The 25,375-nt window shown below is 71.0% G+C and carries 25 protein-coding genes and 1 pseudogene; 4 read left to right on the top strand and 22 right to left on the bottom strand.

The features are described 5' to 3' along the window. Window positions 1-4: 4 nt before the first annotated feature. The 3 genes from OHA68_RS40055 to OHA68_RS45485 all read right to left on the bottom strand — a co-directional run bounded on the left by OHA68_RS40055 (window position 5) and on the right by OHA68_RS45485 (window position 2,743). The gene (locus OHA68_RS40055) at window positions 5-529 is read right to left on the bottom strand and encodes a hypothetical protein (RefSeq protein ID WP_327104880.1); all 525 of its coding nucleotides are present in this window, start codon (window positions 527-529) and stop codon (window positions 5-7) included. Continuing rightward, window positions 526-2,019 carry a hypothetical protein gene (locus OHA68_RS40050; protein ID WP_327104879.1) on the bottom strand — a complete coding sequence of 498 codons (1,494 nt, stop codon included), beginning with the start codon at window positions 2,017-2,019 and terminating at the stop codon, window positions 526-528. Before OHA68_RS40050 ends, OHA68_RS40055 begins: the two co-directional genes overlap by 4 nt. A gap of 349 nt (window positions 2,020-2,368) precedes the next feature. Next, window positions 2,369-2,743, bottom strand: coding sequence for a hypothetical protein (locus OHA68_RS45485; protein WP_407674392.1), 375 nt, complete (start codon window positions 2,741-2,743; stop codon window positions 2,369-2,371). Between the two features lie 206 nt (window positions 2,744-2,949). On the opposite strand from OHA68_RS45485, the gene OHA68_RS40040 reads away from it, so the two are divergent. After that, on the top strand, window positions 2,950-4,200 hold the full coding sequence (locus OHA68_RS40040) for a hypothetical protein (RefSeq protein WP_327104878.1): 1,251 nt from the start codon (window positions 2,950-2,952) through the stop codon (window positions 4,198-4,200). A 134-nt stretch (window positions 4,201-4,334) separates the two neighbouring features. Here the strand turns inward: OHA68_RS40040 and OHA68_RS40035 are convergent, their stop codons facing one another. Next, the gene (locus OHA68_RS40035) at window positions 4,335-4,775 is read right to left on the bottom strand and encodes a DUF6941 family protein (RefSeq protein WP_327104877.1); all 441 of its coding nucleotides are present in this window, start codon (window positions 4,773-4,775) and stop codon (window positions 4,335-4,337) included. A gap of 338 nt (window positions 4,776-5,113) precedes the next feature. On the opposite strand from OHA68_RS40035, the gene OHA68_RS40030 reads away from it, so the two are divergent. Further along, on the top strand, window positions 5,114-5,851 hold the full coding sequence (locus OHA68_RS40030) for a phosphotransferase family protein (protein ID WP_327104876.1): 738 nt from the start codon (window positions 5,114-5,116) through the stop codon (window positions 5,849-5,851). Window positions 5,852-5,960: 109 nt separating this feature from the next. On the opposite strand, the gene OHA68_RS40025 is transcribed toward OHA68_RS40030, so the two are convergent. From OHA68_RS40025 to OHA68_RS40020, 3 genes and pseudogenes are all read right to left on the bottom strand, one after another. Further along, window positions 5,961-6,128: a hypothetical protein gene (locus tag OHA68_RS40025; protein WP_327104875.1), complete on the bottom strand. Its 168-nt coding sequence runs from the start codon at window positions 6,126-6,128 to the stop codon at window positions 5,961-5,963. Window positions 6,129-6,153: 25 nt separating this feature from the next. After that, window positions 6,154-6,246, bottom strand: a pseudogene (locus OHA68_RS45480) (SbtR family transcriptional regulator); the annotation flags it as partial. Window positions 6,247-6,582: 336 nt separating this feature from the next. Next, complete coding sequence (locus OHA68_RS40020; RefSeq protein WP_327104874.1) at window positions 6,583-7,317, bottom strand: methyltransferase domain-containing protein; 735 nt, start codon at window positions 7,315-7,317, stop codon at window positions 6,583-6,585. Between the two features lie 73 nt (window positions 7,318-7,390). On the opposite strand from OHA68_RS40020, the gene OHA68_RS40015 reads away from it, so the two are divergent. Then, a complete protein-coding gene (locus OHA68_RS40015) occupies window positions 7,391-7,786 on the top strand; it encodes a MerR family transcriptional regulator (protein ID WP_327104873.1) in 396 nt (131 codons plus the stop codon). Between the two features lie 292 nt (window positions 7,787-8,078). Next, window positions 8,079-9,866, top strand: coding sequence for an AfsR/SARP family transcriptional regulator (locus OHA68_RS40010; RefSeq protein ID WP_327104872.1), 1,788 nt, complete (start codon window positions 8,079-8,081; stop codon window positions 9,864-9,866). Between the two features lie 86 nt (window positions 9,867-9,952). On the opposite strand, the gene OHA68_RS40005 is transcribed toward OHA68_RS40010, so the two are convergent. The 15 genes from OHA68_RS40005 to OHA68_RS39935 all read right to left on the bottom strand — a co-directional run bounded on the left by OHA68_RS40005 (window position 9,953) and on the right by OHA68_RS39935 (window position 25,362). Continuing rightward, the gene (locus tag OHA68_RS40005) at window positions 9,953-10,147 is read right to left on the bottom strand and encodes a hypothetical protein (protein ID WP_189143611.1); all 195 of its coding nucleotides are present in this window, start codon (window positions 10,145-10,147) and stop codon (window positions 9,953-9,955) included. Between the two features lie 106 nt (window positions 10,148-10,253). Beyond that, the gene (locus OHA68_RS40000) at window positions 10,254-12,188 is read right to left on the bottom strand and encodes an AfsR/SARP family transcriptional regulator (protein ID WP_327104871.1); all 1,935 of its coding nucleotides are present in this window, start codon (window positions 12,186-12,188) and stop codon (window positions 10,254-10,256) included. Next, complete coding sequence (locus tag OHA68_RS39995) at window positions 12,185-12,685, bottom strand: S26 family signal peptidase (protein WP_327104870.1); 501 nt, start codon at window positions 12,683-12,685, stop codon at window positions 12,185-12,187. The genes OHA68_RS40000 and OHA68_RS39995 overlap by 4 nt, the downstream gene beginning before the upstream one ends. Before the next feature lie 18 nt (window positions 12,686-12,703). Next, entirely contained in the window at window positions 12,704-14,581 is a 1,878-nt protein-coding gene (locus tag OHA68_RS39990) for an ABC transporter ATP-binding protein (protein WP_327104869.1), read from the bottom strand. Further along, a complete protein-coding gene (locus tag OHA68_RS39985; protein WP_327104868.1) occupies window positions 14,578-15,087 on the bottom strand; it encodes a hypothetical protein in 510 nt (169 codons plus the stop codon). The genes OHA68_RS39990 and OHA68_RS39985 overlap by 4 nt, the downstream gene beginning before the upstream one ends. Window positions 15,088-15,106: 19 nt before the next feature. Further along, window positions 15,107-15,646: a MauE/DoxX family redox-associated membrane protein gene (locus OHA68_RS39980; RefSeq protein WP_327104867.1), complete on the bottom strand. Its 540-nt coding sequence runs from the start codon at window positions 15,644-15,646 to the stop codon at window positions 15,107-15,109. Window positions 15,647-15,719: 73 nt separating this feature from the next. After that, on the bottom strand, window positions 15,720-15,914 hold the full coding sequence (locus OHA68_RS39975; RefSeq protein ID WP_327104866.1) for a hypothetical protein: 195 nt from the start codon (window positions 15,912-15,914) through the stop codon (window positions 15,720-15,722). Further along, window positions 15,911-17,785 (bottom strand): AfsR/SARP family transcriptional regulator, encoded by a 1,875-nt coding sequence (locus tag OHA68_RS39970; protein WP_327104865.1) that lies wholly within the window; start codon window positions 17,783-17,785, stop codon window positions 15,911-15,913. The genes OHA68_RS39975 and OHA68_RS39970 overlap by 4 nt, the downstream gene beginning before the upstream one ends. A 194-nt stretch (window positions 17,786-17,979) precedes the next feature. Then, a complete protein-coding gene (locus OHA68_RS39965; RefSeq protein WP_327104864.1) occupies window positions 17,980-18,423 on the bottom strand; it encodes a spore-associated protein A in 444 nt (147 codons plus the stop codon). Between the two features lie 211 nt (window positions 18,424-18,634). Next, window positions 18,635-19,834 carry a hypothetical protein gene (locus tag OHA68_RS39960; protein WP_327104863.1) on the bottom strand — a complete coding sequence of 400 codons (1,200 nt, stop codon included), beginning with the start codon at window positions 19,832-19,834 and terminating at the stop codon, window positions 18,635-18,637. Then, window positions 19,831-20,670: a phosphate/phosphite/phosphonate ABC transporter substrate-binding protein gene (locus OHA68_RS39955; protein WP_327104862.1), complete on the bottom strand. Its 840-nt coding sequence runs from the start codon at window positions 20,668-20,670 to the stop codon at window positions 19,831-19,833. The genes OHA68_RS39960 and OHA68_RS39955 overlap by 4 nt, the downstream gene beginning before the upstream one ends. Then, window positions 20,667-21,791 carry an acyl-CoA dehydrogenase family protein gene (locus OHA68_RS39950; protein WP_327104861.1) on the bottom strand — a complete coding sequence of 375 codons (1,125 nt, stop codon included), beginning with the start codon at window positions 21,789-21,791 and terminating at the stop codon, window positions 20,667-20,669. Before OHA68_RS39950 ends, OHA68_RS39955 begins: the two co-directional genes overlap by 4 nt. Window positions 21,792-22,239: 448 nt before the next feature. After that, window positions 22,240-23,451: an MFS transporter gene (locus tag OHA68_RS39945; protein WP_327104860.1), complete on the bottom strand. Its 1,212-nt coding sequence runs from the start codon at window positions 23,449-23,451 to the stop codon at window positions 22,240-22,242. Next, on the bottom strand, window positions 23,438-24,301 hold the full coding sequence (locus OHA68_RS39940) for a phytanoyl-CoA dioxygenase family protein (RefSeq protein WP_327104859.1): 864 nt from the start codon (window positions 24,299-24,301) through the stop codon (window positions 23,438-23,440). Before OHA68_RS39940 ends, OHA68_RS39945 begins: the two co-directional genes overlap by 14 nt. Further along, entirely contained in the window at window positions 24,301-25,362 is a 1,062-nt protein-coding gene (locus OHA68_RS39935; RefSeq protein WP_327104858.1) for an acyl-CoA synthetase family protein, read from the bottom strand. The genes OHA68_RS39940 and OHA68_RS39935 overlap by 1 nt, the downstream gene beginning before the upstream one ends. Between the last annotated feature and the right edge of the window lie 13 nt (window positions 25,363-25,375).

Here is a 25,375-nt window from a genome sequence, read left to right as displayed (position 1 = left end):
GTCCTCAACTCTTGTGGGTGGAGGAGCAGCCGTCGGAGACGAAGTAGATCTCCATGGAGATCGACCCGCTCGGGGCTGCCAGGTCATGGAAGTTCCGGGTCGCCGCAGTCCGGAAGATGCGAGGAAACGCCTTGCCCGCGGCTGCGTTGACCCGGGTCGCCAGGTGCACGCCGTTCCCCGCGCCGCCGTCGGCGCCGAAGGTCAGCACCATGCCGGCGTGCCGTCCGGCCAGCCGCTTCCTGTGCTTGAGCAGTTCCCGCCTCACCTGACCGAGCAGTTCTCGATCGGCGGCGCCGGGGCGTACCCGGAAGGAGATCTTGGTGGCCTTCGCGGCCACTCCGGCGGTCCGCGTCGCGCAGGGCGATGCGGACGGGCTCGGCGACGTCGTCTCCTCGCCCGCGAGGGTCTTGGCAGGGATGTGCGGCGGCGCCTGCGCTCCCAGCATGATGATCATGAGCCCCAGTAGGAGGTCGGCGAACAGCCAACCCGCGAGGAGCAGCGGTGCGACCGAACCGCGACGGGCGGTCACTGGTGCCCTCCCGAGGCCGCCGCGGTGTCCGGTGACGGGTGAACTGCGGCGCCGGCGGCGAGACCGGTGGTGACCGCCGCGGCGGCCTGCCGTACCGCGTCGTCGAGCCGGGCGATGGCGGCCTGGAGCCCGGCGATCTCGGGAGCGGTGACCTCGCGGACGGCTGACGGGACCTCCTGAAGGGCCCGCGCGAGGTCGGCGGGAAGCCGGTCCAGCGCGGCCCGCGTCTCCTCCAGCAGTCGTACGGTGCGTCCAGCGGTGTCCGAGACCATCTCGATTCGCGCGGCGTGCGCGCTCGCGGTCCCGGCCCAGTCATCGAGGGCCTCCCTGACCTCGGTGCCCGCGCTGCCCAGAGTGGCGGCGATGGTGCCGTTGGCGTCCGTCAGGGCGCGGCTGATCCGGTCGCCGCTCTCGTCGGCGGCCGTCTCCACCCGGCCCACGGCGGAACCGAGATCGGCGGTGACGCTCACGAGCTCGCCGACGCGCACATCCAGGCTCGCCGCCGTGTCACGTACGGCCCGGTCGGTCGAATGCGTCAACTCCCGCACCGTCTGCCTGGTCGAGGTCGCGAGTTCATCGACGACCCGGCCGGCGGATGTCGCCATGTCGCCTACGGCCTGCGCGGTCAGTGTCGCCAGCTCGTCGACCGACTTGCGTACGGCGGTGGTGGAGTCGAGGATCACGCGGCTGAGCCGGTCGCCCACGCGATCGATCGCCTCATCGGTCTTCTCCCCGACCGAGTCGACGGCGTACGCGGTCCGCTCGACCGCGCGGAGCAAGGTCTCGGTGGCGGAGGCGACCGTGGCCACCTGCTTGTCAAGGGACTCGATCGACCCCCGCATGTCGGCGAATCCCGCTGTCAGCGCGTCCGAGGCCTGGCCAGCGGCTTCGAGCGCCAAGTCGAGCGCCTCCACAACCTTCGTGTAGACCGTCCTGGTGGTCTCGCCAAGCTTGTGCATCTCGGCCGCGCTCTTGGTCAGCTCGGCCTGGAACCGGACCGGAGAGGACAGTCGCACCTGGGCGAGCACCAGGGTCGCCCGGGTCAGCGCGGCCAGCAGCCGGGCGCGGAGGGCATCCACCTGCTCCTCGGCCTGCTGCTCGATCGAGCGTCGCAGCAGCCGCTCGCCGAGGGTGACGGCTACGAGCAGGACGATGGCCGACAGCGTCATGAAGGCGACGCCGTCGAACTGGAGCCAGGCCGGCAGCCTTCCGTCGAAGCCCTGCTGCCACATCTCCAGGAACGGCCGGCGCGCCGCCTCGATGCCGCCTGCCGCGAGGGTCTCACCGTACGCCGACGTGGCCTCCTTGAGGCCGTACCAGGTGACGGCGATGGGGACGAAGACGAGAACAGGCAGGAAGAGGTCGAGAATCTTGAGCATTCCGTGTCCGCGCCGACTCACCTCCGACACGGCCGGGTTGACCGATTCTCGGGGTGGGAAGGCGGCGAACAGATCCACCTCGCACCATTGCTCGGCCTCGTCGGGGGTCATAATGGCTTTCGCCAGCTCACGAAGCTGTCCAGCGCGAGGGTTCAGTTCCGGGTGCCCGGCGAGCTCTCGTAATTCGGTGGCAAGTTCCTGGTCCGTCACGGAAGACACATGTTCTCTCGGTCATGTTTGGGCGCGGCTCTAAAGGAGGGTTCCGGGTGGACCGGTCCATTAACTGGAAACTGCGTGATTTTTTCGGTTTCTGGTACTGATGTCAACCGATGTGATGAAAGCGCTACCGAGAAGCTGTGATGCCGCTGGGATGACGGTTAGGACGTCGAAAAGCAGGATTCCCTCGACGGCGTTCTCGCGGGCAGAGAGGCGCCCTACTGTGTCTTGATGCCAATGTCGTTTAGATAGGGATTTGTGCTGGTAGTGTCCGCCGGGTGGTGGAGTGGATCAAGGTCGGTGGGTCGGGCCGGCTAACGGATCTGGTTGGGCTAGGGGCGTTGATGTTGCTGATGCCCCACAGCAGTTGCGCGCCGGTCGAGGACGCGTACTGCCATGCGCAGAAGCTATAGAAGCCGCGATCGGCGGTCAGCAACATCTCGGGCGTCAGCCGCCCGTACAAGACCTGCGTGAATTGCGCCTCCGGCAGCGGCTGACCTGCCCCGCCGTCTGAACATCCGAACGCGGCGGCCTCTTTGCCTATCACCTGCTGTGCACCTTTTGGTGAATGATGTCCGGAATCTATCTTGTCGCGTATGCGGTGCCCGACGGCTTCCAATTCGAGCTCCCTGAGGTGGCAGAACGCGGACAGGCCAGGGGCGTCGAAGGTAGCGTGGGCGCGTCGAAGTCCTCCGTCGGACGGTGAGCGTAGGAGCTCCCGTCCCCGAAGCCCTCGAAACTCACCCTGACATCGTCGCGCGCACCCCGACTCCACCCCCCCAACTGCGAAAAGCCGCTTCCCTGCCCACAGTTCAGGAGCCGTTGATGGATGACGAGATTCAACTGATTAGTGACGGTGATGGCCTTGCGGTCATCGGGAATCCGATCGCTGTCGAACGCTTCCTGGTTTCTGAGGGACTGCCGGCGAAGGACCTCAGGCTGCAACGGCTCGGATCTGTTCTCAGGGCCGGGGCTGGAGCCGCACAAGCAGGTTCCGAGATTGCCGCCAACTCAGGTCGCTGGGTGAAGCTGACCAAGGAGTCCGCGCAGCTTGTCAAGAGATTTGGGCTGATGGAAAGCAAGACTCCAGGCGTCAGCCATGCAATGGTGGGGCGGCCGGGCTCGATCACGTCGTGGCTCCAGATCGCGAAGGGGCCCGGATTTGTTGTGCCCAACCCGGCGCTTCTGGCTACTGCTGCAGCGGTCATGGCGCAGCTTGCGATGCAGCAGACCATGAACGAGATCACCGACTATCTCGTCACGATCGAAGAGAAGATCGACAATGTGCTGCGCGCCCAGAAGGACGCCGTGTTGGCCCGCATGATCGGAGTGGGCTTCGTCATCGAGGAGGCCATGACCATCCGAGAGATGAGGGGCCGCGTCGACGAAGTCACGTGGTCGAAGGTACAGACCGCGCCGGCGACGATCGCAGATACCCAGGCGTATGCGTTGCGTCAACTCGACGCGCTCGCGGAACAGCTGGGAAGCACAACTAAGTTCGTTGATCTCGCCAGGGCGGCCAAGGAAGCAGAGTCCAAGGGACAGGAGTGGCTCGCTGTGCTGGCGCGCTGCTTCCAGCTGCAAGACGCGATCGCCGTGCTTGAACTCGACCGGGTGCTGGACGCGTCTCCGGGGGAGTTGGACGGACATCGCCTCGGATTGAGGAATGCCCGGAAGGACCGGCTGGAAGTCATCTCACGGAGCACCGAGCGCTTGATGGCCCGCATGGATGCGGCTGCTGGCACGGCCAATGCCAAGGTGCTGATGCATCCGGCCAAAGCCCCGGCTGTAGTGCAGTCGAGCAACCATGTCTCGCGCGCCATCATCGACTTCCACGGGCGGCTCGGGATCGAGCGCGCTCGAAAGTCATCGCAGGCGAGACGATGGGCGGACGCGGCCAAGGAGGTGAAGGACAAGGCGCTCGAGACAGGAGCAGACGGCGTCGATGCCGCCAGGCGCCTCGGCAACGAGACCCTCGACCGGGCCAAATCGACGACGGGCAAGCTTTCCAGCCGGATCGCCGAGCGAGCGCTCCGTGGACGCGGGGACGACGAGGAACGCGACGAGGAAGACTGAGTGGGCGCCGACCGCCAGCGGGCGGTCTGACGTACACCCAGGGTTCAGGCCCGACCGCCTGCAAGACCTGCCCCACACATCCCGATCGGGCTGAATCTGCGGGTAGCGGCGCAGGTCGCCGCGTCGAACCTGCTTTACACCGCCGACGGTTCCGTGCGGACAGTGAAAGCCACCGAGGCTACTTCCTTGTCCTGGGTTTCGAGAATCCACCGGTACGTGCACCCCGGCGTCAGCGGCAACGGCGGGAGCGGGAAGGCAAAGCTGATGTTCAGCGGCACCGTCTTCGCTGCCTTTTCCGCCTGCTCCGGATCGCGGAGTGTGAACTTCCCTTCGATTCGGAAGGGCACGTTGTTGTCGATGAAAGGACGTACGGGCTCACCTGAGTCGTCGACGATCTGGAGCTGGAAGCTCAGATCTTCGCCGTTTACCTCATCCCACGGTAGACGTATGAAGCCGGCGACTGCCGACATCGGAATGGCGGGACCGGTGAGCGACCATCCGGCGCCGAGCAGGTTCAGCTTGCCGGTTGCCGTGTCGGAGCCGGCTGCATCGCACAGCACAAGGAATGCCTGCACCCTTCACCGTCCTACTATCTGTATCCCGACAACCGGACTCGACGTCGAGGCCGAGAACGTCGCGAGGCCGTATTCCTTTTGACTCGCTGTCCGAAGACGCGCCGGCGGCACGGGCGGCTGACGAATTTCGCCATCGATGGGTACGCCGGTGGACGTGGGCGGAGAGGGCTGTCAACGGCCAAGTACGTGTGGTTCTGGCCCACATTTCGTGATCGAGACGGTGCCGCCCCCTCGTTCGCCCCGCGCGAGGGTGTCCCGCGTGCATTGATCATGGCTTGGCTGTCAGGGGAAATAAACCCGGTGACGTCGACGATCCCCCCCCGGGATACTGGTCGCCCATGGATGAGGTCGAAATGGTCGTCGCCCATTCCGAGCGCGTGACCCTGCGCGTCGGCGACGTGTTCCTGAAGGTGGACGCCGATCAGGCGCGCATCGACGTCGAGGTCGAGGCGATGGCCCTGGCGCCGGTCCCGACCCCGAAGGTCCTGTGGCGCGAGCCGCCCGTGCTCGCGATCGCGGCGGTCCCGGGGAGGGCGCTCGGCCGTCTCGGCGAGCCGTCGACCGCGTCCCCGGCGGCGTGGGCCGCGGCGGGCGCCGCCATCCGGAGGTTGCACGACGCGCCGTTGCCGCCCAGGCCTGGCCGGGGCATCGACGAGTTGGCGGCGGAACTCGACGGCGAGTGCGAGCGGCTTGTGACGAACGGCGTCCTGCCCGCAGACCTGGTCACCCGCAACCGCCAGGTCGCCGAGGCCGCGCTCCGGCCGTGGGCTCCGGTGTTCACGCACGGCGACCTGCAGATCACTCACGTGTTCGTCGACGGCGACGAGATCACGGGCATCATCGACTGGTCCGAGGCAGGCCAGGGTGATGCCCTGTTCGACCTCGCCATCTTGACGCTCGGACACGAGGAGCACCTCGGCGACGTCGTCGCCGGCTATGGCACCGACGTCGACCTCGACGTGATCCGCGCGTGGTGGTCGTTGCGAAGCCTGCTGGCGGTTCGCTGGCTGGTCGAGCACGGCTTCGACCCGTTCGCGCCGGGCTGTGAGGTCGACGTGCTGAGATCCCGGCTGTGAGGCTGCGCGGGCCCGACTGCTAGGGGAAGGTCCTGTCGGGCAAGATACCCGGCAGGACCTTCGCACCCCGAATCCGGCGTGCGGTGCCGCCGGGCAGCGCTGAGGAACGTCAGGGAGCTTCTCCAGCGCGACGTAGCGGTTCCTCATCGTGGAAGACCTTCCCCAGCTTGGCCATCGCACGGTAGAGCTGGTCCGCGTCCCAGGCGGGCTCGCGCAGATCGAGCCGGTTCGACGCCCGGAACCCGTCCAACGTCAGGTAGACGTGCCGCCGCCACATTGACGGGGCAACGTGCCGTGGCCTCGGCGACCCTGCTGCTCGCCCACAACAGCAGAAAGAGGTCCGCGCCGGTGACGTCCGAACGCACGACGCCCGCCGCCTGCGCCCGCCCTAGCACCTGTTGCGCTCGCAGATCTCGCTGTGTACGGCCTCGGTGCGGTCGTCACCGGGAAAGCGCCGCGCCAAGAAGTCGCCGAACGCCCGATCCCCGGCCTGGGCCGCACCCGTACGAGATCGCCACCGCGGCGCTCTTCCTCGCTTCCGCGGACTCGAGCTTCGTCACCGGGATCGACCTCCCGTCGACGGCGGGATCGGCCAGATCTGACCACCGCCAAGGCGGTGAAGGTCAAGAGACGTTGGCGTCCACGGGAGTGTGTACGGGTTTGAACCCTTTCATCACCTCGATGCCCGCAGCTGTGACAGGAGAGCGGCCACGCCGGTCACAGGGGACGGCTCAGGGGCGTCGGGCGGAGGCGACGAAGATCGGTAGGGCTAGGAACAGGCGGTCGGTGTGGGCGCGTTGGGTTTGTTCGGTGGTCCAAGATGACTCTTGTTCGGCGGTGATGGCTCCGCTGGAGCGGGCGGTCTCGGCGAGTCCGGTGAGCATGGGGAGCATGGTCGTGTCGGTGAAGATGCCGGTGTGGATTTCTACGGCGATGTCCTCGAACCCGGCGTCGAGCAGCAGGTTGCGGTAGCGGCGGGCGGCCTGGGGGTTGGCGGTCCGGTCGGCGCGGGCGTGGACGATGGTGCGGGTGAGGGCCGGGTCGTCGGAGTCGATGAGGAAGGCGTCCCAGTCCTGGCCGAGGAGGACGATCCGCCCGCCGGGTGCGAGGACCCTTGTGGCCTCCGTCAGTGCTTTGCCGGGGTCGGGGAGGTCGTGGAAGAGCTTGTCGGCTCGGTAACCGGCTGCCGCGCCGTTCTCGATCGGCAGGTCGTAGGCGTCACCCACGCGGAAGTCGGCGTCCGGCCAGCGGTGGCGGGCCGCCGCGATCATCTGCCGGCTGAGGTCCACGCCGATGGGGCGCGCGTTCCGTTCGGCCAGTTCGGCCACCGCCCGCCCGGTCCCGCAGCCCACGTCCACCACGCGCGCGTCGGCCGGGAGGTCGAGCAGTTCGTAGGACCGGGTACGCAGTGCGGCGGCACCGGGGAGGGCGTCGGCCGCGTCCATCATGCGGATGAGCGATTCCATGGGAGCGGATGTCGTCGATTTGGGCATGGCAGCCAGGATGCGACTTAATGTCGACATGAAGTCAAGTGTCCCGATGAGCATCGGGGATATCGCGGCACGGTTCGGTCTGGCCACGCATGTCCTGCGGCACTGGGAGGCGGTGGGTCTGCTCGCGCCGGCCCGTATCGGCGGGGATCGCCGCCGGTACGGCACCGACGACCTCTATCGGGTGGCGGCGATCCTGCGCGCCAAGGAGGCCGGCTTCAGCCTGGACGATGTTCGCGAGGTGATCAACACGTCCGATCCCGCGGCACGGCGCGCCGTCCTCGTGCGTCAGCGGGCCGAGCTCGCCCGCCGCATCGCCGAGGCCCAGGCCTCGCTCGAGCTCATCGACTGCGCGCTGGACTGCGCACACGAGAACCTGCCCGGTTGCCCGCACTTCCAGGCAAGGCTGACCGAGCGCATCCCTCCGCCGCGTGTCCGCAGGTGAGGACCGACCCGAAAGCTTGATTTCGGGAGTGGCTCGGCCGGTGATCCTCTCTGCGGAGGGACGGACCGGACTGGCGACGCGGGCGGGCGGCGGACGTCGTACGGAGAGGTTGCTTGGTGGATTGGATCTTTCGCTGGGCGGAAGAGGGTTCACATCCGCCGTCATTCCTACGATCATGTGTCAAGTCGGGCGTCAAAAACTCAGCTTTTGGTCGTCCTGATCACTCTTGTCCGCTGTAATCGTTGTCAGCTAGGTCTGCTGTAATCGTTGTCAGTTCGGAGAACGGGCACAGATGAGCGAAGAGTACGTCGCCGTGCTGGGCACGGTCGGCCTGATGAGGGACGGGGTTCTGCACACCCCGCGGGCTCCGTTGCTCCGGGCCCTGCTGGGGTTGCTGGGCGCGGGCCAGGCGCCGCTGTCCCCCGAGTATCTGATGGGCGTGCTGTGGCGGCACGACCCGCCGCATGACCCGCGCAGCGCCCTGCACCTGGCGATGTCCAGGCTGCGCAACTACCTGCGCGCGAACGGGACCCAGATCGGGATCGCCACGACGGACGCCGGTTACCGCCTCGACGCGGGCCGCACCGACCTGGTGCTGTTCCGGGAGTGGACGGCCGGGTCGGGGGCGTCGTTCGAAGCGCTGTCGAAGGCGCTGGACCTGTGGCGCGGGCGCCCGTTCGCCAACGTCCCGGGCAAGCGGTGCGACAGCCGCCTGGTGGACGTCCTCCTCAGCGAGCGCGACGCGGTGACCATCCGCGCCGCCCGCGCGGCGCTGGACCAGGGGGCTGCCGCGGCCGCGGTCGCGCTGGCCGAGCCGCTGTGCCATGCCGAGTCGCTGGACGAGGCGGCGCACGCGGTCCTGATCGAGGCGCTCGTGGCCGCCGGCAGACAGGGCGCGGCGGCACTGGTGTACGACGAGATCCGGCGGCGGCTGGCGGCGGAGCTGGGCATCGGACCGGGGACGCTCCTGCGGCAGGCGCACCTGGCCTGCCTGGACGAGCCACCGCGGCACGACGGGCGGGGCGCCTGCCGTGCCCGCCGCCCGGCCACGGACCACCTGCTGGGCCGGCAGGAGGAGCTGGCGCGGATGGCCGAGCTGCTCGCCGGGCATCGCGTCGTCACGATCATCGGGCCGCCCGGCGTCGGCAAGGCCAGTTTCGCCGCGCGGTTCGCGGCCGACGCCGCCGGGCGCGGCTTCGCCGGCGTCCACCACCTGCGTCTGGCCGAGCCGGCCGCTCACGGGCCGGAGCAGGAGGAGATCCAGGTGCAGGAGGCGGTCCAGGAGCCGGGGGACTCCATGCTGGTGATCGACAGCGGCCCCTGTGCCTCCGGCCGGGTCCGGGGTGTCGTCGAGCGGCTGATCCGGGAGCGCGGCCCGCGGGCCGTCCTGGTGGCCGCGGTCCGCCCGCTCGGCATCTCGGGCGAGGCCATCTGGGCGTTGCGCCCGCTCGACCCCGCCTCGGCGGAGCTGCTGTTCCGCCGGCGGGCCGGCGAGGCCGTGCCCGGGCTGGCGCTGGCGGAGCGGGAGCAGCCCTACGTGCGTGAGCTGTGCCGGCAGGCGGACGGGCTGCCCGCCGTCGTGGAGAGCCTCGCCTCTCTGCTGCGGACCTTCCCGCCGCGGGAGCTGGCCCGGCACGCCGCCGCGAACCTGGGCGCGCTCATCGACGGCGCCAACCCGCCCGCCGCGCGCTTCACCGCCGGCCTGGATCGGGTCTGGCACGAGCTCACCGCGCCCCAGCGGGCCATGCTGCTCAGGCTGGCCGTCCTGCGCCGCGACTTCGGCCTGGAGGACATCGGTACGGACTGCACGCAGGAGGCAGGCCGGCCGGTCGAAGCCGGGACGGTGCTCAACTCGCTGGTGGCGCTGGTGGACTGCGGCCTGGTGCTGCCCTTCGAGGCCGGGGCCGGCCGCAGGTACCGGCTGCTCGACCCGATCAGGGCGATGATCGTCCACCGGTACGCGGCACAGGCGGCCCTGACGGCCGTGGGGCCGCCGCAGGCCGGTGGGCGAGCGTGGTGGGACTCCATCCGTACAGGTCGGCCGGTCTCGGAGCTGTCGTTGATCAGGTCGGATTGTTGATCGGGCCGGATACAGGAAGGCCGCGCCCGGCCGCGAGCGGCCGGGCGCGGTCACGTCGTGTCCGCTGACTCTCGTCGAGCTCTGCTTCAGCAGACCCAGACGTCGACGTACGTGCAGCCGGTGCACCCGGTCATTCCGCCGACCACGTGGCACAACTTCCGCTTCCGCACCAGGTTCTTGCAGGAGCAGGTCACGTAAAAGGAGGTGTCGGCCTTCGCGGTCGCCTTCGGCACCAGCCTTTCGAGTACCCGGTCACCGAGTCTTTCCAGCATGCCTGTCATGACGATTCACACCTTCCGTGGAGGGGCTGTCCTGATCAGGAAGTTATCGGCAGGGCATACGACCGCCCGTATATCCGCGCTACAGCCTTCCGCTCCTGGTCTCCCGTCACGGCCGGGCTCGTCGTAAGGCTCGGGCGCGCTCTTCCGGCGTGTCATGGGCGACGGACAGCTCCGCCGCCACCAACCTGACCAGGTCGTGCATGCGGAAGCGAGCGCCGGCCGCCGGCTCCAGCAAGCGGAATTCGGTCAGTTCGTCGAGCGCGGCCTCGGCCAGGTGCGGGTCCACGTCGAGCAGCGCCGCGGTCCGCCCGATGCCGACCTCGGGCAGGTCGAGCACGCCCAGCAGCCGGCAGGCGCGTGCGGCCGCCGTCCTGACCGTGCCCGCGCGGTCGGTCAGGAGCCCGTAGCTGGCCTGGAAGCAGGAACGGATGCTCAGGCCCGGGGCCTGTAACACGTCCAGACGCCTTCGCCGGTCGCGTAGTCGCTCGCCGAACCTCCGCAGGGACCAGTTCGGGCGGCTCGCGAGCCGGGTGCCCGCGATGTGCAGCGCCAGCGGATGGTAGCCGCACCAGCGCGCCACGTCCGCCGCCGCCTCGGGCTCGGCGGCCACCCTGGACTCGCCCACCAGCAGCCTGAGCAGGCGCACGGCGTCTGTCTCGTCGAGCATGCCGACCGCGATCGGCACCGCGTCCACGGTCGCGGGGAGGGTACGACTGGTGATCAACGCGGCGCAGCCGTCGCTCGCCGGGAGTAACGGCGTCACCTGCGCGGCGTCGGCCGCGTTGTCGAGGATCACCAGGACCCGCCGTCCGGCCAGCAGCGACCGGTAGGCGGCGGCCGCCTCCGCCGTCGTCGCGGGCACCTCACGCCCGGGAACGCCCAGGGCACGCAGGAAACCGCCGAGCGCGTCGGCAGGCCGCAGAGGCGGCACGCCGGGACTCGATCCTCGCAGATCGACGTAGAGCCGGCCGTCGGTGTAACGGCCGGTCGCACGGTGCGCCAGGTGCAGGGCCAACGCCGAGGTGCCCACTCCGCCGGCGCCGTGCAGCGCGATCACCCGGGCTCCCGACCCCGGCGGCGCGGCTCCGTACAGTACGTCGTTCGCGCGCGCGAGCTCGGAGCGCCGGCCGACGAACGCCGACGGCTCGGGAGGCAGCCGTCGCGCACGCCGATACCCGTCCCCGCCGTCGAGCGTCACGCCACCGGTGTCCGCGAGCATGCCCGTGCCGCCCGGAGTGAGCATGCCCGTGTTGCCCAGGTCCGTGCCGGTGAGCAGGCCCGTGCCGTCCAGAACCGGGTCCCCGTCCAGGATCGCCCGGTGCAGTCGGCGCATTTCCGCGCCGGGGTCGAGCCCGAGTTCGTGCGCCAAAACCCGGCGGGCCGTCGCGAACGCCTCCAGCGCGCCCGTCACGTCCCCACATCGGTACAGCGCCACCATCGACTGGGCGTGCAGGCGCTCGCGCAGCGGATATCGCCTCGTCAGCTCGCGGAGCCGGTCGAGAGCGGCCCGGTGTGAGCCGAGTGCGAGCCGGACGTCGAGGTGCTCTTCCACGGTGCTCAGGTAACGGTCGGTCAGCTGGGCGACCACATCGCGGAGCACGGGTCCCAGCGGCACGTCCTGCGCGGCCGTCCCCCGCCAGATCCCGAGAGCTCGCTCGTACGCGTCCTCCGCCGCGCGGAGATCCTTTCGGACGAGCGCCTTCCTGGCCAGCGTGAGCAGTTCCTCGAACAGGAAGAGGTCGAGCTCAGGGGGGTCGACCTGAAGAAGGTAACCCCCGTCGGAGGTGACCAGCCGCCGGCCGGCCCGAGGATCGGCGGCCGACAGCAGGTGACGCAGCCGCATGACGTACGTGTGCACATTCGGCACGGCGGAACGGGGAGGTCGCTCGTCCCACACCTCCGCCACCAGGGACTGGATCGGCACGGTGCGGCCGGCGTGCGCGAGCAGCATGGCGAGAACGGTGCGTTGCTTGTGCGCCGAGACCCGGACGGGCATCCCCTTGAGCTGGACGCCCAGGGGGCCGAGAAGGTGGAACCTCACCTGTCCGCTTCCGTCGTCAGCCCGCCGGACCCGGCCGGCCCGTTCAGCTTGCGCAGCGCCACCCCGAGTAGGTGATCAGCGGGGAAGAGCCCGCGGTGCCGGGAGTCGATGCTGTCCGGATTGTCGCCGAAGACCACCACCGCCCCGGCGGGCACCCGCTCCAGGCCGTCCTGCCCGGCCACCCCCGCCGGCAACGGGTCGCCGGGAAGCGCGGCGGCCCGTTTGATGTTCCAGTGCCGGCCGTCCGAGGCGGGCGGACCCGGCTGGTACGGGCCGGACGGATCCAGCGGTGGTTCGAGCACGATGACGTCGCCCCGGCGCACTTGTCCGATCCGCCGTCGCCGTACCAGGACCCGGTCGCCGTCGGCCAGGGTCGGCGCCATGCTCGCTCCCTCCACGGTGACCACCACGTACCGGCGGCGAGCCCGCCGGAGGCCCACGCCCAGCGCGAACCCGGTGGCGGACAACCCGCACAGAACCCACGTGACCGCGTTCATCGCACCCCTTTTGATCAGTCAGTGGACGGGCAGGCTAGGCCTCGACCTGCAGGCCAGGTAGTCCCTGGCCTGCAGGTCGAACAGCTCGGCGTATCCGCCGCCGACGGCCATCAGGTCGTCGTGCGTTCCCCGCTCCACGATCTCGCCGCCGCGCAGGACCACGATCAGATCCGCCGCCCGGACCGTGCCGAGCCGGTGCGACACGAGCAGGCTGGTGCGTCCCGCGCGGTGCTCGGCCAGCCGGGTGTGGATCTCGTGCTCGGCCTGGGCGTCCAGGCCCGCGCTCGGTTCGTCGAGGATGAGCAGGTCGCGTCGCTCCCTGAGGAGAGCGCGGGCCAGCGCCAGGCGCTGCCATTGGCCACCGGAGAGCACCACCCCGGCCTGCGGGTCGTCCTCGTCCTCCAGGCCGAAGAAGATCCGGCTCAGCAGCGTGTCGTAGCCGCGCGGCAGCGCCCGGACCATGTCGTGCACGCCCGCCAGGCGGGCCGCGGACTCGATCCTGGGCCGGTCGTGCAGAGCTTCGATCTCTCCCATCGCGATGTTCTCGGCCGCGGTGAGGTCGTAGCACATGTAGTCCTGGAAGAGCACGCCCATCCTGCGGCGCAGTTCGCTCGGCGGCACGTCACGGATGTCCACGCCGTCCCAGTAGATCGCGCCGCGCGACGGGTCGTAGAAGCGGCAGAGCAGTTTGATCAGCGTGCTCTTGCCGGCCCCGTTGAGCCCCACCAGCGCGACCGAGGCGCCGTGCGGGATGGTGAGGTCGACCCCGCGCAGCACCCATGGGTGGCCGTCGTCGTAGCGGAACCACACGTCGCGGAGCTCGATGCCGTGCCGCATCGCGGGCAGCACGGCGGCCTCGCGAGGCGGCGACGGCAGGTCGTCGGGCAGCGACGTCACCCCGGCGTGATAGCCGAAGAGCAACAGCGCATGATGGGCTCCCGCCACGGTCTCCACCAGCCCGACCAGTGCGGCCTGCGCCCCCGCCACGGCGCCGGCGAACGCCGTCACGTCGCCGAGGCTGAGCCCTCCATTCAGGGCGGTGAGCACCGCCCACAGCAGCCCCGCACCGGCGACGGCCGTGGAGAGCAGGGCGAGCAGCGACTGGGTGATCGCCTCCTGCCGGTCCAGCCGCCGTTCACCGGCCTGCAACGTGGCGAGCTCGCCGAGCACCCGGTTCTTGAGGAAGCCGCCGAGTCCGAACAGCCGGACCTCTTTCGCCGCCCGGACGTCGGTGATGAGCGACGAGTAGAGGATCTGGCGCCGCGCCGTGGCGGACAGTCCGGCCAGCATCCCCACCCGCCGCCTGACCATGACCATCCGCGCGACCAGGGCGGGGATGGCGGCCGCCGTCACGAGGCCCGCCATGACCGGGCTCAGCAGCGTCAGACTGACCAGCAGGCTGACCAGGGTGATCACATTGCGTGCGGCGTCGAACAGGCCGGAGGACACCGGCGTCAGCGCACCGCCGGTCGCCTCCGCCGCCATGCGCAGCCGGTCGAGGAACACCGGGTTCTCGAAGCGGGACAGGCCCTGGAAGCCGGTGACCGCGGCATAGAGCCCGTCCTGGAGCAGCCGGTCCAGTCGCCGATCCAGCTCCGTCCGCAGGTAGGTGGTGACGTACGGCACGACTCCCGAGGCGAGGCCGAGCAGGGCGAGGGCCCCGGCCGCGGGCAGCGCCTGATCCGGATCACCGGCGGCGAGCCCGTCGACGAGGACCTTCGTCCCCCACACGAGACCGGTCGGCAGCAGACCGGCGACGACCGTGAGCGCGAGCTGGCACACCACCAGGCCGGGTCCGGCCCGCCAGGACAGCAGCCCCACCGTGGCGGCGTGCCGCAGCGGTCTGCGTGGCAGGTCCTCGATCGGCGTGTCGCCGGCGGCTGACGCCGCGCTCATACCGTCGCGGCCAGTTCGGCCAGGTGGTCCGCGTCCGTGTCGGCCTGGACGATCCTGCCCTCGGCGTCGACCCGCAGGAACAACGGGAACGTCTGGATACCGAGGTCCGCCGCCACGGCGGCCGCCTCCTCCGCCACGACGACGGCGGACGCCTCGCCGACCACGTCGACCAGGTTCTGGAGCTGCCGGCCCGTCCCGGTGACGAACGCCAGGGACGTGCCGGGGCGGGCCTCGGCCGCGAACTTCGGGGCGTGCTCGTGGCACGAACCGCAGTCGGCGTCGAAGAATCCCACCAGCCGCGGGCTGGGCACGGCACGCGTGGCGGTGGCGGGCAGCGTGCGTCCGACCAGGAACGAGGGGTCGAAGGGGAGCGTCCTCGGTTCGCCGGCGAGGCGCTCCAGCTCGGTGGTGTGCTCACGCAGGCGGCGCAGCACCGCGAAGGTGAGCAGCAGGTTCACCAGGCAGAGCACGCCGACCAGGACGACGGCGGCGATCAGAAAGGGCATCGGACGATCTCACTTCCGGTCATCGAGACGAGACGGTGAAAAGGGCCACAAGGTCGTCGAGTCGTACGACGATCAGGATCCCCACGGCGGCGACGACCGCCGCCAGGGCGAGACCGGCGGGGTGGGCGGGAGATCCGGTGCCGGCGGTGGCGAGTCCGGCCGCGAGCCCGGTGGCGGCGCCTGTGATCAGCAGCAGATTGCGCACCACGTGCACCCGGCCGAGCGGGGTGTCGGACGCGCCGAAACACCGGCACGTCCCGCGCCGCCCCCGGCGCAGTGCGGCGAGGATGCCGGCGGTCATGACGGTGAGGGTCGCGCCCGCCGCGGCCAGACCCGCGATCACGGTGGGCGGGAACAGCAGCAGGAGCACCACCACCGCCTCGGCCCCCACCAGCGCGTACGCCGCCAGCGCGGACCAGGCTCCCGAGAACAGCCCGAGCGCCCTGATCGAGGCGGCGAACGCCTCGAAGTCGGCACGCCCGCGGACCTTGCCCGCGAGCGCCAGCACGAAGACCCCGGCCAGCAGCACCCGGCAGGTCGTCATCAGATAGAGCATCATCTAGCCGGTTCGTTCCATTTCCTACCGGGTCCGGCGGCGGCACTCCGGCCGCCGCCGAACCACACTGGAGCCGTCAGCAGGACCTGATGAAGTACGTGTCGCACGGGCCGCACGAGGAAAGGCCGCCGACCACGTGGCAGAGCTTCATGACGTCGGCGGGCGGCCGGCAGTAGCAGCGCTTGTAGAAGCTGGTGTCCGCCTTCGCCGTGGCCTTCGGCACCAGCCGGTCGAGTATCCGGTCACCGAACCCGCGCAGCAATGCGTTCATCTGGAACCACCTCTCTCTGCAGGAGCGTGTTGGATCATGACGCTAGTGAGGGCGCCTACAGGGGCCGATACATCCGCGCTACACCGGGCGGCGAGCTCCGCGGCGAAGAGCCGCAGCAGATCGTGCATGCGGAAGCGGTCGGCGCCGATCGGCTCCAGCAGGCGCGCCTTCATCAACTCCTCCAGCGCCGCGTCGGCGACCTTCGCCTCGACGCCGAGCAGCTCGGCGGCGCGATCGACGCCGACCTCGGGCAGGTCGATCGCGCCCAGCAGCCGGAAGGCGCGCACGGCCACGTCCTTGACAGGGCTCACGCCCTCCTCCAGCGCCGCGACGCTCACCTCGAAGCCGGAGCGGACGCTCAAGCCGGCCGTCTGGAGCTCGTCGAGCCTCCGTCTGCGGTCCCGCAGCCGTTCGCCGAAGCGGCCGAGCGACCAGTCGGGGCGGCCGGCGAGGCGGGCGCCGGCGATGCGCAGCGCCAGCGGCTGGTGACCGCACAGCCGCGCGATGTCGGCCGCCGCCCCGGGCTCGGCGGTCACCCGGGTCTCGCCCGCCAGCATCGTCAGCATCCGCACCGAGTCCGGCGGGTCGAGCATGCCGACGGAGATCTGTACGGCATCCAGGGTCGACAGCATGGGCCGGCTCGTGACCAGCGCCGCGCATCCGTCGCCGGCCGGGATCAGGTGCGTCACCTGGGCAGCGTCCACGGCGTTGTCGAGGAACACCAGCACGCGCCGGTCGGCCAGCAGCGACTGGTAGACGGCCGCCGCCTCCGCCTCGGTGGCGGGTACGTCGTCGTGCGGCACCCCCAGCGCCCGGAGGAACCGGCCGAGCACCTCCGCCGGCGGCAGCGGCGGCCTACCTGGAGTGGAGCCCTGCAGGTCGGCGTGGAGCAGGCCGTCGGCGTAGTGACCGCCGGCCAGGTGCGCCGCCCGCAGCGCCAGAGCCGTCTTCCCGGCTCCGGCGGGACCGTGCAGCGCGAGCAGCCGTGAGCCGGCGCCTGCCTCGGCGTCGCGCCACAGCACGTCGAGCGCCTGGGAGAGCTCGACCGACCGGCCCGCGAACACCGCCGGCTCCCGCGGCAACTGGCGTGGCCGGGGGTGGCTGCTCCGCACGTGTACGGCCGCCGGCCCGCCCGGCGACTCCACGTCCGGTTCCCGGCGCAGGATCGCCTGGTGCAACCGGCGCAGCTCCGCACCTGGCTCGACGTCGAGCTCGTCGGCCAGGACCTGGCGGGCCGCCCGGAACGCGTCCAGCGCGCCGGCCACGTCGCCGCACCGGTACAGCGCGACCATGAGCCGGCCGCGCAGTCCCTCCCGCAGCGGGTATCGCACCGTCAACGCGCGCAACCGCTCGGCCGCCGCGGCATGCCTGCCGAGCGCGAACTGGACCTCCGTGAACTCCTCGACGGTGTTCAGGTAGTGGTCGGTCAGGTGGGCGACGACCTCGCGCAGGGCCGGGCCGAGCGGCACGTCCTCGACCGCCATGCCCCGCCACAGCGCGAGCGCCTTGGCGTACTCGTCGTGCGCCGTCTCGAGATCGCCTCGCTCCTGCGACCGGCGGCCGCGGGCGGACAACGTCTCGAACTGGGCGAGGTCCACCTCGGCGGGCTCGACCCGGAGCAGGTAACCACCGTCCGAGGTGACCAGCCGCTCGCCGTCCGGGTGGGCGGCGGGGGAGAGCAGGTGGCGCAGCCGCATGAGGTAGGTGCGCAGGTTCGCCACCGCCGAGGGGGGCGGTCGCTGATCCCACACCTCGGCCACCAGCGAGGTGACCGGCACGGGGTGGTCGGCGTGCGCGAGCAGCATGGCGAGGAGCGTGCGCTGCTTGGGCGCCGCGATCCGCAGGGGGGTGCCGGCGGGTTGGATCCGCATCGGGCCAAGGAGTTGAAACCGCAACAATCCTGCCTTTCACCCCGAACGCCTGGAGTCCCACCGGAGCACGATCTCGTCGACTGTCATCTCGACACGACGGACGACGTCGTCTCGATCAAGGCCGGGCGCCGATCCGTGGGCGGCTCCCCGCGACCCGCCCACGGACCTCGCCCGGCCCCGCCGGTCCCGGTCGTTCAGCCGCAGTGTCCCCACGAGCTCAGGCTCTGGAAGCGCTGGCCACCTGGCCCGTCCGAGGCGATGCCGCCGAACTGCACACACTTGCCGGCGGCCTTCACCCGCACGGGACCGGCATAGCTGGTGAAGTTGCCACTGTCGCGGTGGATGGTGCTCGATCCCGACACCTGGATGCGGGCCTGGGTGTAGGTGGCGGTGCCGATGTCCGCCGTCTTCATGGTGACCACGCAGTTGTAGCCGTTGCCGCTGTTGTAGAGCAGGTAGACCGTCGCCCACAGCTTGCCGGTGCTGATCGGCAGCGTGTCGATGACCCCGTACCCGGAGCCGCACACGCTCTGCGGTGAGGCGGCGGCGGTGGTCGCCCCGGCGGGAACGGCCTGGAGGAGGAGCGCGGCGGCCGCCGCCGTCGCCAGAGCCCGAGCGGAGATGCGTCCTACGTCCACGTTAGCGCCTTTCGTTAGGGCGGCCGCAGCACGGCCGTCGCCGTAGACGATCATTCGGAGGGCCTCGGCGGGTCAACCCCTTCACAGGCCAGGAATCGGACTTTCGACGCAATCGGGGATGCGGACAGGTGGCGGAAACCGTACGGAAAGATCGCCTGACCGATCAGGGCACCATGACGGGGAGCTGTGGACGGTACGCCACGACCGGCGCTCACATGAAGTTGCGGGTGTGCAGGGCGGCCAGGTCGGCGGCCTCGTCAGCCGGGAAACCGAGCCGGACCAGGCGGTTCCTGCGGCCGTCGAGCATCTCCGCCTGGAGCACCTGGACCGCCGCGTGCCCCCGGGCGATCGCGGCGGGACTCCACTCACCGGCCGCCAGCACCGTCAGGGAGTCCAGTACGTCCGCGTTGATGCCGGCGGTGTCGGCCAGCGCGTCGTGCCGCCGCTCGATCGCGCCTCGGAGCGTGCCCCGGAAGGCGGGGTCGGCGCGCGCCTGCTCCTCCAGGTGGGCGATGCCGAACGCGACGTGCCGGGCCTCGTCCTGGTGGGCCAGGGTGACGATCCGCCGGGTGACCGGGTCGGGCGCGTACCGGTCCAGGAAGGACAGCAGGTTGAGGAAGCTGCCCTCGCCGAGCACCGACAGCAGGAACGAGGCGAGGGAGAAGTCGGGCTCGGCCAGCAGCGACATCAGGGAGGCGCGCCCGCCGACGGAGGAGGTCCCGAGCTCATCGCCCTTCAGCGTCGCCCGGCGGGTGAACACCTCGACGTGCCGGGCCTCGTCCGCCGCCTGCACGGCCAGCAGCTGCGTCACCTCCCGGAAGTGCGGGTGCACCCGGGCCAGCAGCCGCGCGGGGATGACCAGGGCGGCCTGTTCGTTCTCCACCAGGTAGGTCATCACCTGGACGACCGCCGCCTCGATCTCGGCGGGCAGCTCGAACGGGGTGTCCCAGACGACCGCCGCCACCGGGTCCCACTGCCGGGCCACCGCCTGCAGGTAGAGCTTCGGCGCCAGCTCGGACCACACGGTCTCCTTGCGGTCGAAGTCGAAGGGGACCGCCGGGCCGCCCGACTCCACCAGGGCGCCACGGGCCGCCAGCCCCCAGTGCGCGGGGGGCCGGGCGACCAGGCCGGCGGGGGAGGAGCCACCGGCCCGTTCCGCCCCGGCCCACCGGTCGTGTCCGGCCCGGCCGCGGACGATCCACGCGCGCACCCGGCCGTCACGCTCGTCCGCCGGGAGGAGCTCGTGGCCCTCCCGGCGGCACCACGCGGCCAGGTGCACGACGAGCGCCTCGTCCGTTCCCGCGACCGCGAGCCGGCCGCCGACGGGCAGCAGCGCCAGCTCCCGGCGCAGCAGGAGGTGGGCGCCCCGATCGAACCCCACGTCCCCCAGGTCGAGAGCCGGGACCGTCACGGCCGGTAACCGTCGGCGGTGATCCGGCCGTCCCGGTCGTAGAAGCCGCCGGCGTCCACCGCGGCCTCCAGCTCGCCGTATCCGCTCGTACGGCCTTCCACCCAGGCGGTGAGACCCTCCAGATCGAGGAGGGGACGCACCTCCGGGTCGGCGTACGACATGCCGGATAGCAGCTCGCCGAACAGCCGGACGAGCTCCTCCGGCGCGGAGTCGACGACGGTCATGTTGCAGTGGTCGTACGCCGCCGTGCCGGTGAGGATCCGGGTGGCGCCGGGAGACAGCGTGCCCTCGCGGCTGAAGAGCAGATGGTTGGCGTCGACCATGCAGGCCGCGGCCACCTCGCCCGCCAGCAGCGCCCGGGCGGCGTCCCGCTCGCCGCCGATGTGGTCGCCGTGCAGGCCCACCCCCACCTCGAAGCGGCGTACCTCGAACGTCGCCCCCGCGACGCGCAGGTGATGCAGCGGCAGGAGGGTGGCCTGCGGCGAGTCGACGGCCCCGGTGCCCACGACCTGTCCTTTGAGGTCGTCCAGGGCGGCGATGCCGGAGTCGGCGCGCACGACCACGACGGAGCGCAGATCGCGGTCGGTGTCGCGCATCACCAGCGGACGCACCGAGCGGCCCGCGGCGGCGGCCAGCCGCCGGGCGCGGACCCACGCCAGCGGCGAGTTCCAGGCGGCGTGGACGCGTCCCGCGACGAGGTCCTCGACCTGCCGCTCGTAGGTGGAGTAGAGCACGAAGTCGAACGGCAGGCCGTTGCGCAGGAGCCAGGACCGGAACCCGGTCCAGATCGGCACCACCTTCGCGTCGTAGGCCACCGCTCCCATGAGGAGCGTCACGACGCGCCTCCGTCGAGCAGCGGCAGGCCGAAGGAGACCCGGCCCACGAAGTCGTGCAGGGCCTCCGTGGTGGGGGCCATGACCCGGGCGGCCAGGGCGTCGCGGAAGTGCCGTTCGATGCCGAGGTCCCGCCGCAGCGCCGACCCGCCGCAGAGCCGCATGACCTCGTCGCCGATCTCGACCGCCGCCTCCGCCGCGACGGCCTTCACCTGAAGGACCCGCAGCATGGCGTCCTCGCGCCCGGACTCGAGCGCGGCGAGGGTGTCGTTCAGGAACGCCCGGGTCTGGTCGGCCCTGGTACGGATGCGGGCGTAGGAGGACCTGGCCGGGAGCTGGTCCGCCAGCCGCTGCCCCAGGTGGGCCAGGTTGGTCCTGGCCAGGTGCTCGTGGGCCTTGGCCGCCAGCGCCTCGATGACGCCCAGGGAGCAAGCGGCGTTGAGCACCAGGAAGGTCGGCAGCACGGTGGCGAGCGCGATGTCGAGCCCGTCCCCGTCCGTGCCCAGCATGGCGTCCGCCGGTACGCGCACCCCCTCGGCCGCCATCGGGCTGGAGGCGTTGGCGCGCAGGCCGAGGCCGTCGTAGGAGCCGCTGACCGTCAGCCCGGCCGCGTCGCGGGGCACCAGCCACAGCGTCATGGGACCGTCGCCGGACAGCGGCCGGCTCGACCAGACGTACCCGTCCGCCTCGCCCGCCGCGGTGACGAAGCTCTTGCGCGCGTCCAGCCGGATCTCGCCCCCGTCGGCCTCGGCGGTGCTCAGCGGCGCCCAGAAGTGGCTGCGCGAGCCGGCCTCGGAGAAGGCCAGCATGGCCAGGTAGCGGCCCGCCGCGATCTCCCGGCGCACCTCGGCCGGGCCGTGCGCCTCAAGCGCCGCGGTGGCCGAGTAGTGCATGAGAGTGATCATCGCGGTGGATCCGCAGGCGGTGGCCAGTTCGGTGATGACCTCGGCGGCGGCCCTGAGCCCCTGTCCGCCGCCGCCCACCTCCACACTGCTGGTCAGGCCGAGCAGGCCCGCCTTGGCCAGGGCTTCGATCGCGGCGCGCGGGAACTCCCCGGCGCGGTCGACCTGGGCCGCGGAGGGAGCGACCACGTCCGCGATCACGTCCGAGACAACGGTGTGCATGTAGCCCCATTCATTGATGGTTCGGTGTGTTCCGCCCTCGGACCCCGCCCGACCGGCGAGGCCGGCGATCCAGCTGAGGCGCGGCGTCAGAGCGGGCCCGGCGTCAGAGCGGGCGCGGCGTCAGATCCGGCTGCGATGGGCGAACTCGGCCGCGCGGGACGCCTGCTGTGGATCGCATGGGGGCATCATCGGCCCTCGCGCTTTCCTGCATCTTTCCCCGCCCTTTCCGCTGACTCGCTCGCCGGGCGTTCCCTACGCTTTCATCGGCCTTCCTGGACCGGCGGTGCCCATCCCGAATCTTGCTCGGGGCTTGAGCAAGTTTTACGGTCAGCGCACGTTGCGGCTTGGCCGAGCGGCCATCAAGCGCCAGTACGGCCGTGCCCCTCGCCGACTGAACCAGGTCAGCGAGGGGCACGGCCATCCGAGCGTGGCGGGGGAGGCCGTCAGGTCAGGCGTCCCTCAGGTCGGCGGAGGCGGTCGCCCTGGCGTTGAGGATCACCACCATCAGCAGCAGGAGCAGCCCGGCGAAAGTGGTGATCTTGCCTATGGCTTCGGCGATCCAGCCGATCAGGACCGGGCCGAACAGCAGGCCGGAGTAGGTCATGGTGGTGAACCGGGACAGCGCCATCGCCGCGCCGTCCGAGCTGCCGTGCCCGACCGCGCTGAAGATGAGGGGCAACAGGACGGACAGGCCCACGCCGACCACGCCGAAGCCGACGATGGTCACCACCGCGTTCGGGACCGTCACGACCATGGCCAGACCGGCGAACGCGACCGCGCCGCTCACCCGGACCAGGGGCGGCGCGCCGTACTTCTCGTGCAGGCGGTCGCCGACGAGACGGCCGCCGACTTGGCAGATGTTGAACAGGATGTAGCCGAGCGAGGCGACGGCCAGGGTGGCGCCGCGGTCGTCGATCAGCAGGACGCCGCTCCAGTTGCCGACCGCGCCCTCCAGGATGAGGACGCTCGCCCCCATCGCGCCGAGCAGCAGCACCCGGGGCGTCCAGCCGGCCCGCCAGCGCATCCTGATCTTCTTGTCGGGCTCCGGCTGCTGGTCGGCGCCGGCGGGCAGCATCCAGAAGCCGACCACCAGCGCGAGCGCGGCCACGCCCACGCCCACCCAGGCGAAGTGCGTCGCCAGGGAGATGTCGAGCTGCAGCGTCAGGCCGCCCAGCAGGGAGGCGCCCAGCGCGCCGATGCTCCAGGCGGCGTGGCAGCGGTTCATCACGGCCCGCTTGAGCGTGCGCTCCACCGCGATCGCGTGGGAGTTCATGGACACGTCGAGCAGCCCGTCGATCAGGCCGAAGACCACCAGCGCGACGGCGAGCTGGATCGGGTCGGCGGCCACCGCGATGCCGATCAGCGACAGCGGCAGCGCCACGCCGGTGATCCTGGCGATCGGCGCGCTGCCGAACCTGGCGACCAGCGCGCCGGTGACCTGCATGGAGATCACGGCGCAGACCGACGGGACGACCAGCAGCAGGCCGAGCTGCCCGTCCGTGAGACCGTGCTCGACCTTCAGGGTCGGCACCCGGATCAGGAACGTGGCGAAGGCGAGCCCCACGATGAAGAACATGGACATCGCGGCCAGCCTGGTCAGGGCCGCGGTGCGTGGCTCGGGGTCGAGTTCGGGTGTGGTCGTGTCCTCAGGCGCCGTCATCGCCGGCCCACTCCTTCATCCATCGGGTGTCCGCCTTCTCGCCCCGGAGGATGAACCGCAGGTCCACGGAGACGCGCATGGCATCGGTCACAGTATCGAGCGAGGCGTGCACCAGGTGCGGACTGTGCACGGTGAGGTCGCCCGCCTCATAGTCATGCCACAGCCACCGGCGGCCGACGGCCTGCGCCGTGGCCCGGAGGTCGTGGCTGATCGGCCGGGGGTCGCCGGCGCGGTCGCTGCCGAGCCGCGCCCGCTCGAACCGCTCGGCCGCCTCCCGGTGCGAGCCTTCCAGGTAGACCAGGCCGCCGGCCTCCATCGGGCAGTCGCCGACCGGGATCCACATGGTGAGCACCCGCTCGCTGCCCCACGTCATGTAGGCGTGGTCGGTGTGCGCGCGCGAGGCCATCAGGGTGCCCGCGTGGAAGTGCCGCAGGATGGCGCGCGGCAGCCGGTCGACCGGGCCGCCGAGCAGCGCCTCCGCCAAACGCCGCAGCGCCGGCTGATCGGCGAAGGAGGCGAAGAGCCGCTCGCGGACGAAGGCGTGCGCCGGATGGCCGCGCACCCCGTGCGCGGGCAGCCCGTCGGGCACCCGGCCCGAGAAGATGCCCTCCTCGGGCGTGGACCCGGCCGCGAACAACCCGTCCGGGAACCTCGACAGGTACGCCCCGCGCAGGTCCAGCACCTTCCGCCGGTCGAGGAAACCGCGCAGCAGCACCACCCCGTCCTGGCGGAAACGCCGGCGCAGGGCGGGCAGGTCACCGGCCAGCGGCGTGCTGTCGGCCAGCGGCGCGAACAGCTCAGGGGTGAACGGGATGGGCACGCCGTTGGACGTCACCGCCTGCCGGGACATCAGTAGACCCCCTCGATGACGCGTGGCGCGTCCTCCGACTCGTACGCCCCCACCTGCGACACTCCCGGCCACGGGAACCACGGATGCGCGGGGGCGGCGACCGCCGTGTCCCGCTCCAGCAGGTTGGGCAGGAACAGGTCTTCCAGCAGGGTCACCACCCGGATCCGCCCCCGCTCCCCGACGGGGACCTCCTGCCACACGTCGTCCGGCCGCACCACGTGCATGACCGCCAGCGGCGGCGGCAGGTGGTGGCTGTTCGGCGCGCCGGGCTCCAGGGCGTCACCCTGCAGCGCGTGCCCGGACAGCGTGTTGCCGTAGGTGTCGATCCACTGCACGTCCTGGAGATACTCCTCGCGCAGGTAGCGGGCCTCCTCGGGCGAGCAGGAGGTGCCGCCGGTGCACACCGCGCGCACGCCGTACGCGCTGAGGGGTTTGCGGAGCGCCGGCGCGAGCGACATGAGCAGCCGGGAGGTGGTGAAGAGCAGCGCGGGCCGTTCGTCCTCAAGGATGTCCGCGGTCTGCGCGATCAGATGGCCGACGTAGGCGTCGGCCTCTCCCGAGGCACGGACCAGCTGCTTGACCCAGCGCGGGTCGAAGTCGACGGAGAAGACGGCCGCGCCCCAGCTGTCGCCGAGCAGCTTGACGAAGTGGCCGTAGGCGTGCGGGCCGCTGGGCGTCATGGCCAGGATGTCGACGCCGAGCAGGCCGCGCGCCTCCAGCATGACGCTATACATCCGCACGTCGTAGATGGCGCGGGTGACATCGACCACCCGGTACGGGCGGCCCGACGAGCCGCCGGTCTCCACGACCCGGAACGGGCGGCCGGCGAAGCCGCGCGGCACCAGGTCGCGCGCCCGCACCCCGCGCAGATCCGTCTTGTCGAACAGGCCGAACAGGCGCAGCGAGGCGTAGTCGGTGACGTCCCTGATCGGGTCGAAGGGCAGGCCGCCCTTGCGCGCCAGCCAGAACGCCGACCCGGTCCGGTCGTCGAAATGCCAGCTCATCATGCGTGCCGTCCACTCGTCGAGTGACTCGCGCAGCGGCGGGACGTGCTCTCGCATGGCCTCTAACAGG

This window comes from Nonomuraea glycinis (assembly GCF_035920485.1).
In the GTDB taxonomy this organism is placed as follows: Bacteria; Actinomycetota; Actinomycetes; order Streptosporangiales; family Streptosporangiaceae; genus Nonomuraea; species Nonomuraea glycinis.
This window is presented reverse-complemented; position numbering and strand designations above follow the sequence as displayed.

Bases quoted from the DNA above. Each gene is read 5' to 3' on its own strand.
- OHA68_RS39970 (WP_327104865.1), bottom strand. From the start codon at position 17,785: ATGCGGATCCAACCCGCCGGCACCCCCCTGCGGATCGCGGCGCCCAAG.
- OHA68_RS39995 (WP_327104870.1), bottom strand. From the start codon at position 12,685: ATGAACGCGGTCACGTGGGTTCTGTGCGGGTTGTCCGCCACCGGGTTC.
- OHA68_RS40040 (WP_327104878.1), top strand. From the start codon at position 2,950: ATGGATGACGAGATTCAACTGATTAGTGACGGTGATGGCCTTGCGGTC.
- OHA68_RS40005 (WP_189143611.1), bottom strand. From the start codon at position 10,147: ATGACAGGCATGCTGGAAAGACTCGGTGACCGGGTACTCGAAAGGCTG.
- OHA68_RS39945 (WP_327104860.1), bottom strand. From the start codon at position 23,451: ATGACGGCGCCTGAGGACACGACCACACCCGAACTCGACCCCGAGCCA.
- OHA68_RS40010 (WP_327104872.1), top strand. From the start codon at position 8,079: ATGAGCGAAGAGTACGTCGCCGTGCTGGGCACGGTCGGCCTGATGAGG.
- OHA68_RS40015 (WP_327104873.1), top strand. From the start codon at position 7,391: ATGAGCATCGGGGATATCGCGGCACGGTTCGGTCTGGCCACGCATGTC.
- OHA68_RS39990 (WP_327104869.1), bottom strand. From the start codon at position 14,581: ATGAGCGCGGCGTCAGCCGCCGGCGACACGCCGATCGAGGACCTGCCA.
- OHA68_RS39985 (WP_327104868.1), bottom strand. From the start codon at position 15,087: ATGCCCTTTCTGATCGCCGCCGTCGTCCTGGTCGGCGTGCTCTGCCTG.
- OHA68_RS39980 (WP_327104867.1), bottom strand. From the start codon at position 15,646: ATGATGCTCTATCTGATGACGACCTGCCGGGTGCTGCTGGCCGGGGTC.
- OHA68_RS39950 (WP_327104861.1), bottom strand. From the start codon at position 21,791: ATGCACACCGTTGTCTCGGACGTGATCGCGGACGTGGTCGCTCCCTCC.
- OHA68_RS40025 (WP_327104875.1), bottom strand. From the start codon at position 6,128: ATGTGGCGGCGGCACGTCTACCTGACGTTGGACGGGTTCCGGGCGTCG.
- OHA68_RS40030 (WP_327104876.1), top strand. From the start codon at position 5,114: ATGGATGAGGTCGAAATGGTCGTCGCCCATTCCGAGCGCGTGACCCTG.
- OHA68_RS39940 (WP_327104859.1), bottom strand. From the start codon at position 24,301: ATGTCCCGGCAGGCGGTGACGTCCAACGGCGTGCCCATCCCGTTCACC.
- OHA68_RS39935 (WP_327104858.1), bottom strand. From the start codon at position 25,362: ATGCGAGAGCACGTCCCGCCGCTGCGCGAGTCACTCGACGAGTGGACG.
- OHA68_RS40050 (WP_327104879.1), bottom strand. From the start codon at position 2,019: ATGACCCCCGACGAGGCCGAGCAATGGTGCGAGGTGGATCTGTTCGCC.
- OHA68_RS39975 (WP_327104866.1), bottom strand. From the start codon at position 15,914: ATGAACGCATTGCTGCGCGGGTTCGGTGACCGGATACTCGACCGGCTG.
- OHA68_RS40020 (WP_327104874.1), bottom strand. From the start codon at position 7,317: ATGGAATCGCTCATCCGCATGATGGACGCGGCCGACGCCCTCCCCGGT.